Raw genomic sequence first — 13,615 nt, 5'->3', positions numbered from 1 at the left:
CATGGCAAAAATCGCAGTGGTCTTTCATTCCGGCTATGGCCACACGCAGCGCCTGGCCCAGGCCGTGGCCGAAGGCGCGAACGCGCAGCTCGTCGCCATCGATGCCGATGGCAACCTGCCCGAAGGCGGCTGGGACACCCTGCAGGCGGCCGATGGCATCCTGTTCGGCACGCCCACGTACATGGGCGGCCCGAGCTGGCAGTTCAAGAAATTCGCCGATGCCTCCTCCAAGGCCTGGTTCGGCCGCAGCTGGCAGGACAAGGTGTTCGGCGGCTTCACCAACAGCGCCAGCCTGAACGGCGACAAGCAGGGCACGCTGGCCTACCTGCACACCCTGGCGTCGCAGCACGGCGGCATCTGGGTGAGCCTGGGCCTGCTGCCCAGCAACTCCAAGGCCGCCACCCGCAACGACCTGAACAACCTGGGCGGCTCGGTCGGCGTGCTGGCCCAGTCGCCCTCCGACGCCAGCGTGCAGGAGATGCTCCAGGGCGACCTGGACACGGGCCGCTCGTACGGCGCACGCGTGGCGGAGATTGCGCGCCGCCTGCACGGCTGATAGATTGGCCGGCCCATCCCCTCTCGATCCCTCCCCTCACCGGAGCCTTCCCATGACCCTCGAATTGCGGCGCATTGCCGGCGCACCGCTGGCGCAGACCCTGACGGTTCGCGGGCATCGCCTTGTCGTGGACGGCACCGTGGCCGAGGACGGCGATGACACCGGCCCCAATCCGCACGACCTGTACGACGCCGCGCTCGGCGCGTGCAAGGCGCTCACCGTGCTGTGGTACGCGCGCCGCAAGGGCATGGCGGTGGACGATGTGCACACGGTGATCGACCGCGACGCCTCGGCCGAGCGCAGCGGCACCTACCGCCTGGCCGCCCGCCTGCAGGTGAGCGGCGATCTCACCGACGCCCAGATCGCGGAGCTGGAGGCCGTGGCCGCCAAGTGCCCGGTGCACAAGCTGATGACCAGCGTCACCACCGAGATCACCACCGCCGTGGAGCGCATGCCATGAGCGGGCCGGCCATCCTGAAGGGGCACGACAAGGACCTGGGCGGCGGATTCACCGTGCGCCGGCTGCTGCCATCGCTGCAGCGCCGCTCCGTCGGGCCCTTCGTCTTCTTCGACCATTTCGGGCCGGTGACCGTGGAGCCGGTGTCCGAATACGACGTGCGGCCCCACCCGCACATCGGCCTGGCCACCGTCACCTACCTGTTCGACGGTGCCATCGTGCACCGGGACAGCCTGGGCTCGCTGCAGCAGATCGAACCCGGTGCCATCAACTGGATGACCGCGGGGCGCGGCATCGTGCATTCCGAGCGGCGGCCCGATGCGCTGCGCGACCGCAGCTACGTGAACCATGGCATCCAGCTGTGGGCGGCGCTGCCAATGGCCAGCGAGGACGACGCACCCAGCTTCGTGCACACGCCGGCCGCCGACATTCCCGAGCTGTCGCACGAGGGCGCCACGGTGCGCGTGCTGATCGGCCGGGCGTTCGGCCACGCCTCGCCCGTGGCGACGCTGTCGCCCACGCTGTACCTCGACGTGCAATTGGCCGCCGGCGGTGCGCTCACCCTGCCGCCCCTGGCGCAGGAAATGGCGATCTATGCGGTGGACGGCGACCTGCTGCTCGACGGCGAGCCGTTCGCCGCCCACACGCTGGCCGTGCTGGAGACGGGCGCCGGCGCCGCGCTGCGCGCGCCAGACCGGGCGGTGCGGCTGATGGTGATCGGCGGCGACGCACTGGATGCCCCGCGCCACATCTGGTGGAATTTCGTGTCGAGCCGCAAGGACCGCATCGTGCAGGCTGCCGACGACTGGGACGCCCAGCGCATGGGCCACGTGCCCGGCGAGACCGAATGGATTCCGCTGCCGGAGCGGCGCTTCAAGCCTTGAACTGAAAAATCGGGCCAAAACAGCCCGATGCCCTAGAAAATCATGCCCCGGTAGCTCACATTTTGATAGCGTTCGACTCTGCGGCTGATTCCGGCTGCGTCGACAGGTCGTTCGCCAACACCCGGCGCTCGTCGAACACGAAGCAGCCGCCGTGGTAGTGCGCCCCGTCGGTTTCCTCGAAGTACTTGAGGATGCCGCCTTCGAGCTGGTAGACGTTCTCGATGCCTTCCTCGCGCATCAGGATGGCGGCCTTTTCGCAGCGGATGCCGCCCGTGCAGAAGCTCACCACCGTCTTGCCCGCGAACTCGGCCTTGTGCTCGCGCAGCGCCGGCGGAAACTCGGTGAACTTGTCGATGCGCCAGTCGATGGCGTTGTCGAACGTGCCCTGGTCCACCTCGAAGGCATTGCGCGTGTCCAGCGTCACCACCGGCCGGCCCGCGTCGTCGTGCCCCTGCGCCAGCCATCGGCGCAGGGTGGGTGCGTCCACCGCGGGCGCCCGGCCGTTCGACGGGCGGATGGTGGGGTGGTCCATGCGGATGATCTCGCGCTTGACCTTCACCAGCATCTTGCGAAACGGCTGCTTGGCCGACCAGCTTTCCTTGGGGGCCAGGGGTTCGAAGCGTTCGTCCGCCTTCAGGGCGGCTATGAAGCCGCGCACCGCCGTCGCCGGCCCGGCCAGGAACAGGTTGATGCCTTCCTCGGCCAGCAGGATGGTGCCCTTGAGGTGGGCCGCCTCGGCCCGCGCGTGCAGCACGTCGCGCAGTTCGGCCGCGTCCGGCAGGGGCACGAACAGGTAGCAGGAGATATTGAGAACGTCGTTCACGGTGGACTCGGGCATGGCAGGCGGGCCGGACGGCCAACGGCGTGGCCCCGGCGTTCGGCTAACTGGCGGGGGTGAGCAGCGCGGTGTCGATCTTGTTGGCCAGCTGGGCAATGGCCAGCGCCGCGGGGCAGCCGGGCATCTGCATCAGCAGCAGCTGGCGCCGCATGACGGCATCGCGCACCGACGTGTCGGCCGGGATGTCGCCCATGTGCAGCAAGCGCATGGAGCGGCCCGATTCGGTGCTCACGAAGCGGTCCAGCACCTGCTGCAACTGGCTTGTGATGGCGCGCCCGTCGCCGGGGCGCGCGGCCTGGTTGACCACCATGCGCACGTGCTGGCGCTTTTGCTGCGTGGCCAGCACCTTGATCGCGGCGTAGGCGTCGGTGAGGGACGTGGGCTCGGGCGTGGCGACGATCAGCACCTCGGACGCGAGCGACACCGAGAACAGCACCACGTCGGAGATGCCGGCGCCGGTGTCCAGCAGGATCACGTCGAAGCGCGGTGCCAGGGTCTGGATCACGTTCAAAAATTCGCTGCGCACTTCGGGGGTGAGGCGCGAGTACTCGACCATGCCGGAGCCGGCCAGCACGACCGAAAAGCCGCCGGGCGCGTCGATCACGGCATCGTCCAGGTCGGCCTTGCCGGTGAACACGTCGTGCAGCGTCACCTTGGGGTGCAGGTTCAGCACCACGTCAAGGTTGGCCAGGCCCAGGTCGGCATCGAGCACGAGCACGCGGTGGCCGCGGCGGGTGAGGGCGGCCGCCAGGTTGGCGGAAACGAAAGTCTTGCCCACGCCGCCCTTGCCGCTCGTGATGGCGATGATGCGGGCGCCAGGCGGCGGGCTAGCGGTGCGCGCAGGCATGTTGGGGCCGGCGGGTGTGGTGGGTTGCGGGGACAGCGCGTCGGTCATCTCTGGGCTTTCAATAGGCGCTGCCTGTGGAATCCATGGGCGGTGGCAGATCGCCCCATCCCGACGGAGTGTATAGCGGGCCGAAGAGCAGGCTCTTCTCCTCGGCACTGACGGTGCTGTCCGGCTGTTCTTCGATGCTGACGCGGTTGCGGCCGGCCATCTTGGCTTTATAGAGCTGGCTGTCGGCACGTTCGCTCCACAGGAGCGTCGTGCTGCGGATCCACTGCAGGGCGAAAGCCCCGCCGATGCTGACGGTGACGTTGAGGTCGACGGAGGGCGAGATGCGCACCGGCGTGCGCTCGATCGCGCGGCGGATGCGTTCCGCCACCACGCGGCCGAAGCCCGCCTGGCAGGCCGGCAGCACCACGGCGAACTCTTCGCCGCCGTACCGGGCCAGGGTGTCCATGGGGCGCACGCAGCCGTTCAGGGTGCGCGCCACCGACTGCAGGACGATGTCTCCGGCCAGATGGCCGTAGGTGTCGTTCACCCGCTTGAAATTGTCGATGTCGAGCATGAGCAGCAGCGCCGCCTCGCCCGCGCGGGTGACGCGGTCGATCTCGCGCTCCAGCACGGTGCGGAAGTGGCGCCGGTTGGCCAGCCCGGTGAGGGGATCCTTGAGCGACAGCTCGCACAGGCCATCGATCAAGCCCTGCAGGTAGTGCAGTGGCGTGTCGGAGGGCAAAGCAGCTTCCGAGCCCGCGGCCTGTGCAACCAACGCATGCGCTGTCGTCAGGCGCAGGTCGCGCAGGTTCACGAATTGAGGGGTCGCAGATTCAGTCACAAAATGCAACAAACAGTATGTACCGAGTGTAGCAGCGGGGGTGGCTTCTGGCCCCTGCGATCCTGGCTCATTCCGTTAATTGTTGCAACACCGCCAGTGCCTGCGCATCCGTGCGGTAGAGCGCGAGGCCCGGTCCCGCCTCCAGAAGTCCCGCCCGGCGCAGCACTTGCTCCACGGGCAGCTTGATGCCGCTCACGTGCAGTTGCCCCCCGCGGGAGGCGGCCAGCGTGCGCAGGCGGGCGAAGGTTTCCACGCCAGTCACGTCGATGCGGTTGATGGGTTGCGCAAAAAGGCACAGGTGCCGAATCTCCGGATGGGCAGCCCAGTGCTCGGCGATGCGGCGTTCCAGGGCCGCGGCGGACGCGAAGTCCAGTTCGGCATCCATCCGCAGGGCGAAGAGCCCCGGCGCGATGGGGGGCAAAAGCCACAGGTGGCGGTCGCGCAGACTGCCGTCCGGGTGCGGGGACACCTCGATGATGCGCGGGTGCAGGCGCTGGTAGAGAAAGTGCCCCAGGTTCAGCACCAGGCCGACCAGCACGCCCCAGTACATGCGGGGGGCCGTCGCCAGGGTCAGCGCGAAGGTGACGCCGCCGATGACCGTCTCCACCCGCGACACCCGCCACAACCGCAGCAGCGTGCCGGGCTTGATGAGGCTGGTCACCGCCGTCACCACCACCGCCGCCAGCACCGAATGGGGCACGTGGTACAGCGCCGGGGTGAGCCACAGCAGCACCGCCAGCACCAGCGCCAGGGCGAAAAGGGTGGCCCAGCCGCTCTTGGCGCCCGCGTAGAGGTTGATCGCCGAGCGCGAGAACGACGCGCTCGTGGCGAAGCTGCCGCACAGCCCCGAGCTCATCTTGGCCAGGCCGTGCGCGATCAGGTCCTGGTTTTCGTTCCAGCGCGTGCCGCCCTGCTGGTGTTCGACTTTGGCGCTGGAGGCGGTCTCCAGGAAGCTCACCAGCGTGACCACCAGCACCGGCAGCACCAGCGCGCCGAACTCGTCCCACGACAGCCAGCCGGGCCAGTAGGGCTGGGGCAGCCCGGCGGGCAGGTGGCCGACCACGGCGCCGTCGTGGTCGGCATAGCCGATGGCCCAGCTGACCAGGGCCGCCAGCCCGACGATCACGATGGCCGCCGGAAACGTGGCGCGCCAGCGCCGCGCGGCCACCAGCAGCCCCAGGCTGCCCAGGCCGAAAGCCGCGGCCGTCAGGTCGAAATGGTGCAGCGACGGCGACACGGCCAGCGCGTTCCAGGTGGTGCGCAGCCCCAGCAGGTCCGGCAACTGGGAGGCCAGGATGAGCAGAGCCGCCGCCTGGGTGAAGCCGTTGAGCACGGGCGAGGTGACCAGATTGAGCAGCCAGCCGAACCGAGCCACCCCCAGCAGCATCTGCAGCAGGCCCGACAGCAGCGCCATCCAGGCGGCCAGCGCCACCCAGTGCGCACTGCCGGGCTCCGCCAGCCCGGTGAGCGAGGCGCCGATCAGCAGGCTGGTGAGCGCGGTGGGCCCCACGCCCAGGCGGGTGGAGGAGCTCCACAGCACCGCGATCAGCGCGGGCACCAGCGACGCGTAGATGCCGGTGATGACCGGCATGCCCGCCAGCGCTGCGTAGGCCACCCCCTGGGGCACCAGCATCAGGCCGACCGTCATCCCGGCCCAGAACTCCCCTCGCATCAGGTGGCGGTCCGGACGGGGCCAGGCCAGGAAAGGAAACCATCGGGAAAGGGACTGCAGACGCATCCCGCGATTGTCGCGCGGCGGGAGCGGGGCGCCAGCGGCCTCTCGACTGCCTTGTCCTACGCGAGCTTCGGCGCCTTCCCACCGGGTGCAAGGCGCCGCCAACCTAAAGTGCCCACCAGATTCCCCCATTTCCTGCAAGGAGGCCTCCCATGAACGAAACCCGTACTCCCCAAAGCCCCTCCCACCGGATGGTGAGCATTCTTTCGGCCACGCTGCTGGCTTTCGGACTGGCCGCCTGCGACAAGGCCGATGACCGCACGGTGGGCCAGCAGATCGACTCCGCCGTCGCCAAGAGCGGCCAGGTGGCCTCCGACGCCCAGCGCAAGATGGAAGCCGCCGCCAACGAGGCTGGCGATGCGACCCGCCAGGCCGCCGAGCGCGCCGCCGCGGTGATGGACGATGCCGGCATCACGGCCAAGGTGTCCGCCGGCCTGGCGCAGGACGCGGAACTGAGCGCCGTCAAGATCGACGTGGACACCCGCAACGGCATCGTGACGCTGAACGGTCCGGTCAAATCCAAGCAGGCCAGCGAGCGCGCCACGAACATCGCCCAGAACGTGCAGGGCGTGAACTCGGTGGTGAACCAGCTGACCATCTCCAGCGCCGGCTGATCTCCGGCCCGGCTTCTGCCAACCCGGCACGGGTGCCACGGCCATTCCACCGCGCGCATCCAGCCCACCCTCGGCGGGTGCGCCGGGCGCTACCATGGCGCCCATGACTTCACCCGCCGACCTCGCCACCCGGATCGTCCACCACGACTACGTGCCCCCTGCGGGCTTCGCCGCGCCGCAGCCTGCGGTGTACAAGGCCTCCACGGTCATCTTCCCCAATGTGGCGGCCATGCGCGCCCGAGAGTGGAAGGACAAGACCAGCTACACCTACGGCCTGCACGGCACCCCCACCAGCTACCAGCTGGAAGAGCGACTGTGCGAACTGGAGGGCGGCAAGCAATGCCTGCTGGTGCCCAGTGGCCTCGCCGCCATCGCCAATGTCTCCCTGGCGCTGCTGCGCGCCGGCGACGAGGTGCTCATTCCCGACAACGCCTACGGCCCGAACAAGGCGCTGGCCGAGGTGGAACTGGCCCACTACGGCATCCGCCACGTGCTGTACGACCCGATGGACCCTGCCGACCTCGCCGCCCGGATCACGCCTGCGACGCGGCTGGTGTGGCTGGAGGCGCCGGGCTCGGTGACCCTGGAGTTCCCCGACCTGATCGAGCAGGTGCGCATCTGCCGCGAGCGCGGCGTGGTCTGCGCCCTGGACAACACCTGGGGCGCGGGCTTGGCGTTCGCGCCGTTCGACCTGCGGGGCGACGGCCAGTGGGGCGTGGATGTGTCGGTGCATGCGCTCACCAAATACCCCAGCGGCGGCGGTGACGTGCTCATGGGCAGCATCGTCACGCGCGACCAGGCCCTGCACCTGCGCATGAAGCTGTGCCACATGCGCCTGGGGCTGGGCGTGGGCGCGAACGACGTCGAATCCGTGCTGCGCTCGCTGCCCAGCATCGGACTGCGCTACCGCGCCCACGACGTGGCGGCGCGCGCGCTCGCCCGTTGGATGGCTGGGCAGCCCGCGGTGGCCCAGGTGCTGCACCCCGCGCTGGCGGGATCGCCCGGGCACGACCAATGGCGTGCGCTGTGCGCGGCCGATGGCGGGGACGGCGCCGCGGCGGGCCTGTTCAGCGTGGTGATCGATGCGCGGTATTCCCAGGCGCAGGTGGACGCTTTCTGCGACCGGCTGCAATATTTCAAGCTGGGCTACAGCTGGGGCGGACCGATGAGCCTGGTCGTGCCGTACGAGCTGGCGACCATGCGCAGCCGCCCGACGCCGCAACTCGTTCCTGGCACGGTGGTCCGTTTTTCGATCGGACTGGAGGCCGAAGCCGATCTCCGCCGCGATCTGGCCCAGGCCCTGGCGCATGCCTTTCCCGCACCCTGACGCCCCGAAGAGCCCGGTGGCTGCGCCCGGTGCGGCGCCGCGGCCGGAAGACCCGGGGCCTTGAGGGCATGCTGTTACATTGACCGCTTCAATTCAGGAAGGTACTACCTTGGCAACACCCAACTACGGATACGAAAAGCGCCAGCGCGAGCTCGCCAAGAAGAAGAAAAAGGAAGAGAAGGCGCAAGCCAAGTCCCACCGCAAGGACGACCCGCGGGAAGGCCCCGCGCAGGACGACGGCCAGCAGAGCGCACCGCCCGCCGACGGCAACGCGCCTGCGGCCTGATCCCTTAACGGCCCGCTGCAGCCGCACCGCCGGCCCAGGTCCAGGCGCTCGCCCGGCGACCGGGCCCGCTAGGGCGCCGCCCGTCAGCGCAGCAGCTTGCGCAGCTCGGGCCACACGTTGGCCAGCATGGCCGGGTGGGCCTCGGCCTTGGGGTGGATGCGGTCGGGCTGGAACATGGCGGTCGGGTCGGCCGCATCGGCCACGCCCTTGAGCAGGAAGGGCACCAGCGCCGACTGGGTGTCCTTGGCCACGCTGGCGAAGGTGCCGGCAAAACGTTTCGCGTAATCGGTGCCGTAGTTGGGCGGCACCTGCATCCCCACGATGAGGACCTTGGCGCCCGACTGTTTGGCCGCCTGGGCCATGGCCTTCAGGTTGTCGGCGGTGTTCTGCAGCGGCAACCCGCGCAAGGCGTCGTTGCCGCCCAGCTCGATCACGACGTGGCTGGGCCGGTGCTGGGTCAGCAGGGCCGGCAGGCGGGAGCGGCCCCCCGAGGTGGTGTCGCCGCTCACGCTGGCGTTCACGACCGTGGCGTCGATCTTCTCTTCGGCCAGCTTCTTTTCCAGCAGCGCCACCCAGCCCGTGCCGCGGGCCAGTCCGTACTCGGCGCTCAGCGAATCGCCCACCACCAGGATGACCGGCCTGGCCGCCGCAGCGGCCAGCGCAGCAGGGGCACAAAGCCCTGCGGCCGCGCCGGCCGCCAGGGCCGCGATAAAGTGACGCCGGTACAACAGATTTCGATTCACAGCAAAGCACCTTTCATGTCGGAAACTCCTTCCTTGCCCACCCACCCCATCATCGCCGTGGAGCACGTGCACAAGTCGGTGACGGACTCGACCGGCACCCTCGACATTCTGCGGGATATCGATTTCCGGCTGGCTGCGAGGGAAACCGCGGCCATCGTGGGCGCCTCGGGCTCGGGCAAGAGCACGCTGCTGTCAATCATCGCGGGGCTCGATACGCCCACCCGCGGCACCGTGCGCCTGGATGGGCAGGACCTGTTCGCCATCGACGAAGATGCCCGCGCCGCGCTGCGCGCGCAGAAGGTGGGCTTCGTGTTCCAGAGCTTCCAGCTCATGGGCAACCTGACCGCGCTGGAGAACGTCATGCTGCCGCTGGAGCTGGCCGACCGCCGCGACGCACGCAAGCTCGCAGCCGACATGCTGGGGCGCGTGGGGCTGGGCCAGCGCCTGTCTCACTACCCCAAGGTGCTGTCGGGCGGCGAGCAGCAGCGCGTGGCGCTGGCGCGGGCCTTCGTGGTCGAGCCGGCCGTGCTGCTGGCCGACGAGCCCACCGGCAGCCTGGACTTCGCCACGGGTGAGACCATCATGCGGCTGATGTTCGAGTTGAACCGCGAGCAGGGCACCACGCTCGTGCTCGTCACGCACGACCGGGGCATCGCCGCGCAGTGCGAGCGGCGCATCACCATCGACGCGGGGCGCGTGTCCGAGGCCTGAGGCTTCCATGGGACTTTGGGCCGTTTGTGCCCTGTGCCGGGATATTGCATGCCTTGGTTGCTATCAAATAAATAGCAATCGGGCGCTCGGCCTGTGGCGCGGATAATCCCCGCATGTCCAGCCCCAAAGTCCTCTTCGGCTTCCACGCCGTCGGCGTGCGCCTGAAGACCGCGCCGCAATCCATCATCGAGATCTACTACGAGGCCACGCGGCGCGATGCCCGCATGCGCCAGTTCCTCGACCGCGCCAACGCCGCCGGCGCGCGCCTCATCGAAGCCGATAGCGCGCGCATCGCCAAGCTGGCAGGCAGCCAGGGCCACCAGGGCGTGGCGGCGCGGGTGGAGCCGGTGGCCCTGGCCACCTCGCTCGACGAGCTGCTCGAAGACCTGGAAGCCTCTGGCGTCGCCCAGCCCCTGCTGCTGGTGCTGGACGGCGTGACCGATCCGCACAACCTGGGCGCCTGCCTGCGGGTGGCCGACGGTGCCGGCGCGCAGGCCGTGATCGCGCCCAAGGACCATGCGGTGGGCCTGAACGCCACGGTGGCCAAGGTGGCCAGCGGTGCCGCAGAGACGGTGCCGTATTTCATGGTGACCAACCTCGCGCGCACCCTGAACGAGCTCAAGGAACGCAACATCTGGTGCATCGGCACCAGCGACGATGCGCCCAAGACCATCTACCAGGTGGACCTGAAAGGCCCCGTGGCCCTGGTGCTGGGCGCGGAGGGCGACGGCATGCGCCAGCTCACGCGCAAGACCTGCGACGAGCTGGTCTCCATCCCCATGAAGGGCGCGGTGGAGAGCCTGAACGTGTCGGTGGCCAGCGGCGTGTGCCTGTACGAGGCCCTGCGCCAGCGCACCGTCTGAACCCGGTCTTTTCGCCATGCCGCGCGTGCCAGCCCTCGAAGTCGCGTGGAGCGGCTCGGGCGACCTGAACACCGCCATCGCCTGGGTCGACGCCGCGCAGCGCATCGTGGTGCTGACCGGCGCGGGCGTGAGCGCCGAGTCCGGCGTGCCCACGTTCCGCGATGCGCAGACCGGACTGTGGGCGCACGTGCGCCCCGAAGACATGGCTAGCGAGCCCGGCTTTCGCGCCGATCCCGCGGGTGTCTGGGCGTGGTACGAGCACCGCCGCGCGCTGCTGCAGGGCGTGCAGCCCAATGCGGGCCACCGGGCGCTGGCGGACTTTGCCCGGCGCCATCCCGGCCGCCTCACGCTGGTCACGCAGAACGTGGATGGCCTGCACCAGATGGCCGGCAGCGAGGGCGTGCTGTGCCTGCATGGCGAGCTGCGCGGTAACCGCTGGCTGGACGATCCGCGCGGCTGCTGCGACATGGCCCACGCCGAAGCCGGCGCACCACCGCGCTGCGCCACCTGCGGCAATCTCGTTCGCCCGGCCGTGGTGTGGTTCGGCGAGTCGTTGCCGCTGGACATCCTCGGTCAGGCGCAGGAGGCGGTCAGCGCCTGCGACCTGATGCTGGTCGTGGGCACGGCCGGCGCCGTGTATCCCGCGGCCGGCCTCGCCCACATGGCCCGGCGCATCGGGGCGCGCGTGGTCATCGTCAACCCGGCGCCAAGCGAACTCGACGGCACGGCCCATGCGGTGCTGCGCGGTCCGTCGGCCGAAGTCTTGCCCCTGCTGCTGGGCCGGGATCGCCCGGCAGGCGACACGCCACCGGCGGCAGCGCCGCGATAATCGCACGGTCTTCAGGGCGGGGTGGAATTCCCCACCGGCGGTAGGCGGTGCGGGAGGTCTCCCCGCGCCGCGAGCCCGCGAGCGCTCCGCATGCGTCCTTCGGGATGGGCGGAGGTCAGCAGACCCAGTGCGACGCGGCTCCAAGGAACACGGTTCCTGGCCCGTCCAGTCTGGGGCCGACGGTCACAGTCCGGATGAAAGAAGATGGGGCGCGCAGCCATGCGCGCCCTGGTGCCTGCGCGCGCCTGCCACTCGGGCGTGCGCCGGTGCTTCTTGCATGCCTTGAGGCGTTTCCTCACCTTCCAGGAGCGTTTCATGAACACCGCCGTTTCCGTTTTTTCTTCCTTTTCCTCTTCCCCTTCCATGCCTGTGGCCTTGGCCGTCGATCACGGCGTGCAGCTGGCGCCCATGCCCGAGGTCATCGCCGCCATTGCCGCGGGCCGTCCCGTGCTCGTCATGGACGATGCCGACCGCGAGAACGAGGCCGACCTCGTCTGCGCGGCCGACAACCTCACCGAGGCCACCATGGCCCTGATGATCCGCGAGGGCAGCGGCATCGTCTGCCTGTGCCTCACGCCCGGTCATGCGGGCGCCTTGGGCCTGCGGCCGATGGTGGAGGTCAACCGGTCCTCGTTCGCCACCGCCTTCACCCAGTCCATCGAGGCGGCCCATGGCGTGAGCACGGGCGTGTCGGCGGCCGACCGGGTGCAGACGATCCGCTGCGCCCTGCAGGTACCGGCGCCCGGCGGTGCCCCGCAGATCGTCAGCCCCGGCCATGTCTTTCCGCTGGTGGCACGCCCGGGCGGGGTGCTGGAGCGCACCGGCCACACCGAGTCGGCCGTGGACCTGGCGCGCCTGGCCGGCCGCGCACCCGCCGGGGTGCTGTGCGAGCTGATGAATCCGGACGGCAGCATGGCCCGCGGTGCGGACGTGGCGCGGTTCGCCCAGGCCCACGGTCTGCTGTGCACGACCGTGCAGGCGCTGGTGGCGCATCGGCAGGGATTGCAGGCCTTGGCGGAAGAAGGCGGGCAGGGCGGCGGCAGAGTGCCCGCCGCCCAGGCGGCGGTCGGCTAACCCGCTTGATGGCCTTCAGGGTCCTCAGGCCGCTTCGGCGCTGGCCTGGCTCAGCGATTCGAGCGCATCCGCATCCAGCTTCAGACTGGCGGCCTGCACCAGTTCCTGCAGTTGCTCCAGCGACGATGCACTGGCGATGGGCGCGGTGATGCCGGGCTGCGCCATCTGCCACGCGATCGCCACCTGGCCGGGGGTGACCTCATAGCGCTCGGCCACCTGGTCGAGTTCGGCCAGGATGCGCAGGCCCCGGTCGTTCAGGTAGGTCTGCACCACCTTGGCGCCGCGCGGGCTTTTGTCCACGTCCGCCGCGCTGCGGTACTTGCCGGTCAGGAAGCCGGCGGCCAGCGCGTAGAAGTTGATCACGCCCACGCCCTTTTCCAGGCACAGGGGGCGCAGCTCTTTCTCGAACACGTCGCGGTCGTACAGGTTGTACAGCGGCTGCAGGCTTTCGTAGCGCGGCACGCCCAGGCGCTCGCTGGTGTCCAGGGCCTCGGCCAGGCGCTTCGCGGAATGGTTGGAGGCGCCGATCGCGCGCACCTTGCCTTCGCGGATCAGGTCGGCGTAGGTGCCCAGGGTTTCCTCCAGCGGGGTACCGGCATCGTCATCGTGAGACTGATAGAGGTCGATCACATCGGTGTGCAGGCGACGCAGCGAGTCGTCCACCGCGCGGCGGATGTAGTCGCCGCCCAGACCCACCTTGCCACCGCCCATGTCCTTGCCCACCTTGGTGGCCAGCACGATGCGGTCGCGCTTGCCGCTGCGCTTGAGCCACTGGCCGATCATGGCTTCGGACTCGCCGCCCATGTGCCCTGGCGCCCAGCGCGAGTACACGTCGGCGGTGTCGATGAAATTGAAACCCGCGTCCACCCAGGCATCAAGCAGCGAGAACGTGGTGGGCTCGTCCACCGTCCAGCCGAACACGTTGCCGCCGAAGCACAGTGGCGAAACCTGCAGGCCCGAACGGCCGAGGGGGCGAAATTGCATGGGGGACTCCTTGGATTGCGGAAAAGACAGGCCCGTTG

At 69.5% G+C, this 13,615-nt stretch carries 16 protein-coding genes and 1 riboswitch; of the genes, 10 read left to right on the top strand and 6 right to left on the bottom strand.

The genetic code is table 11. From position 1 onward, the window contains the following. Nucleotide 1: 1 nt before the first annotated feature. From AVME950_RS20425 to AVME950_RS20415, 3 genes are read left to right on the top strand one after another with little or no spacing between them, the layout of a single operon-like run. Entirely contained in the window at nt 2-556 is a 555-nt protein-coding gene (locus AVME950_RS20425) for a flavodoxin family protein (protein WP_272569353.1), read from the top strand. A 52-nt stretch (nt 557-608) separates the two neighbouring features. Continuing rightward, complete coding sequence (locus AVME950_RS20420; protein ID WP_284399922.1) at nt 609-1,016, top strand: OsmC family protein; 408 nt, start codon at nt 609-611, stop codon at nt 1,014-1,016. Then, a complete protein-coding gene (locus AVME950_RS20415) occupies nt 1,013-1,897 on the top strand; it encodes a pirin family protein (protein ID WP_284431199.1) in 885 nt (294 codons plus the stop codon). The genes AVME950_RS20420 and AVME950_RS20415 overlap by 4 nt, the downstream gene beginning before the upstream one ends. 55 nt (nt 1,898-1,952) lie before the next feature. Here AVME950_RS20415 and AVME950_RS20410 read toward each other — a convergent pair whose 3' ends face one another. The 4 genes from AVME950_RS20410 to AVME950_RS20395 are packed head-to-tail and all read right to left on the bottom strand — an operon-like array spanning nt 1,953 to nt 6,149. Further along, a complete protein-coding gene (locus AVME950_RS20410; RefSeq protein ID WP_284431198.1) occupies nt 1,953-2,735 on the bottom strand; it encodes a sulfurtransferase in 783 nt (260 codons plus the stop codon). Between the two features lie 43 nt (nt 2,736-2,778). Then, nucleotides 2,779-3,630 carry a MinD/ParA family protein gene (locus tag AVME950_RS20405; protein WP_272569360.1) on the bottom strand — a complete coding sequence of 284 codons (852 nt, stop codon included), beginning with the start codon at nt 3,628-3,630 and terminating at the stop codon, nt 2,779-2,781. A 10-nt stretch (nt 3,631-3,640) separates the two neighbouring features. Beyond that, the gene (locus AVME950_RS20400; protein WP_372588176.1) at nt 3,641-4,423 is read right to left on the bottom strand and encodes a GGDEF domain-containing protein; all 783 of its coding nucleotides are present in this window, start codon (nt 4,421-4,423) and stop codon (nt 3,641-3,643) included. A gap of 55 nt (nt 4,424-4,478) precedes the next feature. Continuing rightward, nucleotides 4,479-6,149, bottom strand: a complete 1,671-nt coding sequence (locus tag AVME950_RS20395; protein WP_284431197.1) for a SulP family inorganic anion transporter — start codon at nt 6,147-6,149, stop codon at nt 4,479-4,481. A gap of 149 nt (nt 6,150-6,298) precedes the next feature. On the opposite strand from AVME950_RS20395, the gene AVME950_RS20390 reads away from it, so the two are divergent. From AVME950_RS20390 to AVME950_RS20380, 3 genes are all read left to right on the top strand, one after another. Then, nucleotides 6,299-6,760: a BON domain-containing protein gene (locus AVME950_RS20390; protein ID WP_284431196.1), complete on the top strand. Its 462-nt coding sequence runs from the start codon at nt 6,299-6,301 to the stop codon at nt 6,758-6,760. 103 nt (nt 6,761-6,863) lie between these two features. After that, the gene (locus AVME950_RS20385) at nt 6,864-8,087 is read left to right on the top strand and encodes a PLP-dependent transferase (RefSeq protein WP_284431195.1); all 1,224 of its coding nucleotides are present in this window, start codon (nt 6,864-6,866) and stop codon (nt 8,085-8,087) included. Between the two features lie 109 nt (nt 8,088-8,196). After that, nucleotides 8,197-8,373 carry a hypothetical protein gene (locus AVME950_RS20380; protein ID WP_284399897.1) on the top strand — a complete coding sequence of 59 codons (177 nt, stop codon included), beginning with the start codon at nt 8,197-8,199 and terminating at the stop codon, nt 8,371-8,373. Nucleotides 8,374-8,456: 83 nt separating this feature from the next. On the opposite strand, the gene AVME950_RS20375 is transcribed toward AVME950_RS20380, so the two are convergent. Continuing rightward, nucleotides 8,457-9,101, bottom strand: coding sequence for an arylesterase (locus tag AVME950_RS20375; protein WP_284431194.1), 645 nt, complete (start codon nt 9,099-9,101; stop codon nt 8,457-8,459). A 30-nt stretch (nt 9,102-9,131) separates the two neighbouring features. On the opposite strand from AVME950_RS20375, the gene AVME950_RS20370 reads away from it, so the two are divergent. From AVME950_RS20370 to ribB, 4 genes are all read left to right on the top strand, one after another. Continuing rightward, nucleotides 9,132-9,827, top strand: a complete 696-nt coding sequence (locus AVME950_RS20370; protein ID WP_272569367.1) for an ABC transporter ATP-binding protein — start codon at nt 9,132-9,134, stop codon at nt 9,825-9,827. A 113-nt stretch (nt 9,828-9,940) separates the two neighbouring features. After that, on the top strand, nt 9,941-10,690 hold the full coding sequence (gene rlmB, locus AVME950_RS20365; protein WP_272552603.1) for a 23S rRNA (guanosine(2251)-2'-O)-methyltransferase RlmB: 750 nt from the start codon (nt 9,941-9,943) through the stop codon (nt 10,688-10,690). Between the two features lie 16 nt (nt 10,691-10,706). Next, entirely contained in the window at nt 10,707-11,519 is an 813-nt protein-coding gene (locus AVME950_RS20360; RefSeq protein WP_284431193.1) for an SIR2 family NAD-dependent protein deacylase, read from the top strand. Nucleotides 11,520-11,522: 3 nt separating this feature from the next. Next, nucleotides 11,523-11,729, top strand: a riboswitch (FMN riboswitch). 153 nt (nt 11,730-11,882) lie between these two features. After that, nucleotides 11,883-12,593 carry a 3,4-dihydroxy-2-butanone-4-phosphate synthase gene (gene ribB / locus AVME950_RS20355; protein ID WP_284431192.1) on the top strand — a complete coding sequence of 237 codons (711 nt, stop codon included), beginning with the start codon at nt 11,883-11,885 and terminating at the stop codon, nt 12,591-12,593. A gap of 24 nt (nt 12,594-12,617) precedes the next feature. Here ribB and AVME950_RS20350 read toward each other — a convergent pair whose 3' ends face one another. Then, entirely contained in the window at nt 12,618-13,577 is a 960-nt protein-coding gene (locus AVME950_RS20350) for an aldo/keto reductase (RefSeq protein WP_284431191.1), read from the bottom strand. Between the last annotated feature and the right edge of the window lie 38 nt (nt 13,578-13,615).

The organism is Acidovorax sp. SUPP950, assembly GCF_030158935.1.
Taxonomy (GTDB): Bacteria; Pseudomonadota; Gammaproteobacteria; order Burkholderiales; family Burkholderiaceae_C; genus Paracidovorax.
This window is presented reverse-complemented; position numbering and strand designations above follow the sequence as displayed.

Bases quoted from the DNA above. Each gene is read 5' to 3' on its own strand.
- AVME950_RS20425 (WP_272569353.1), top strand. From the start codon at position 2: ATGGCAAAAATCGCAGTGGTCTTTCATTCCGGCTATGGCCACACGCAG.
- AVME950_RS20420 (WP_284399922.1), top strand. From the start codon at position 609: ATGACCCTCGAATTGCGGCGCATTGCCGGCGCACCGCTGGCGCAGACC.
- AVME950_RS20415 (WP_284431199.1), top strand. From the start codon at position 1,013: ATGAGCGGGCCGGCCATCCTGAAGGGGCACGACAAGGACCTGGGCGGC.
- AVME950_RS20410 (WP_284431198.1), bottom strand. From the start codon at position 2,735: ATGCCCGAGTCCACCGTGAACGACGTTCTCAATATCTCCTGCTACCTG.
- AVME950_RS20405 (WP_272569360.1), bottom strand. From the start codon at position 3,630: ATGACCGACGCGCTGTCCCCGCAACCCACCACACCCGCCGGCCCCAAC.
- AVME950_RS20395 (WP_284431197.1), bottom strand. From the start codon at position 6,149: ATGCGTCTGCAGTCCCTTTCCCGATGGTTTCCTTTCCTGGCCTGGCCC.
- AVME950_RS20390 (WP_284431196.1), top strand. From the start codon at position 6,299: ATGAACGAAACCCGTACTCCCCAAAGCCCCTCCCACCGGATGGTGAGC.
- AVME950_RS20385 (WP_284431195.1), top strand. From the start codon at position 6,864: ATGACTTCACCCGCCGACCTCGCCACCCGGATCGTCCACCACGACTAC.
- AVME950_RS20370 (WP_272569367.1), top strand. From the start codon at position 9,132: ATGTCGGAAACTCCTTCCTTGCCCACCCACCCCATCATCGCCGTGGAG.
- rlmB (WP_272552603.1), top strand. From the start codon at position 9,941: ATGTCCAGCCCCAAAGTCCTCTTCGGCTTCCACGCCGTCGGCGTGCGC.
- AVME950_RS20360 (WP_284431193.1), top strand. From the start codon at position 10,707: ATGCCGCGCGTGCCAGCCCTCGAAGTCGCGTGGAGCGGCTCGGGCGAC.
- ribB (WP_284431192.1), top strand. From the start codon at position 11,883: ATGCCTGTGGCCTTGGCCGTCGATCACGGCGTGCAGCTGGCGCCCATG.
- AVME950_RS20350 (WP_284431191.1), bottom strand. From the start codon at position 13,577: ATGCAATTTCGCCCCCTCGGCCGTTCGGGCCTGCAGGTTTCGCCACTG.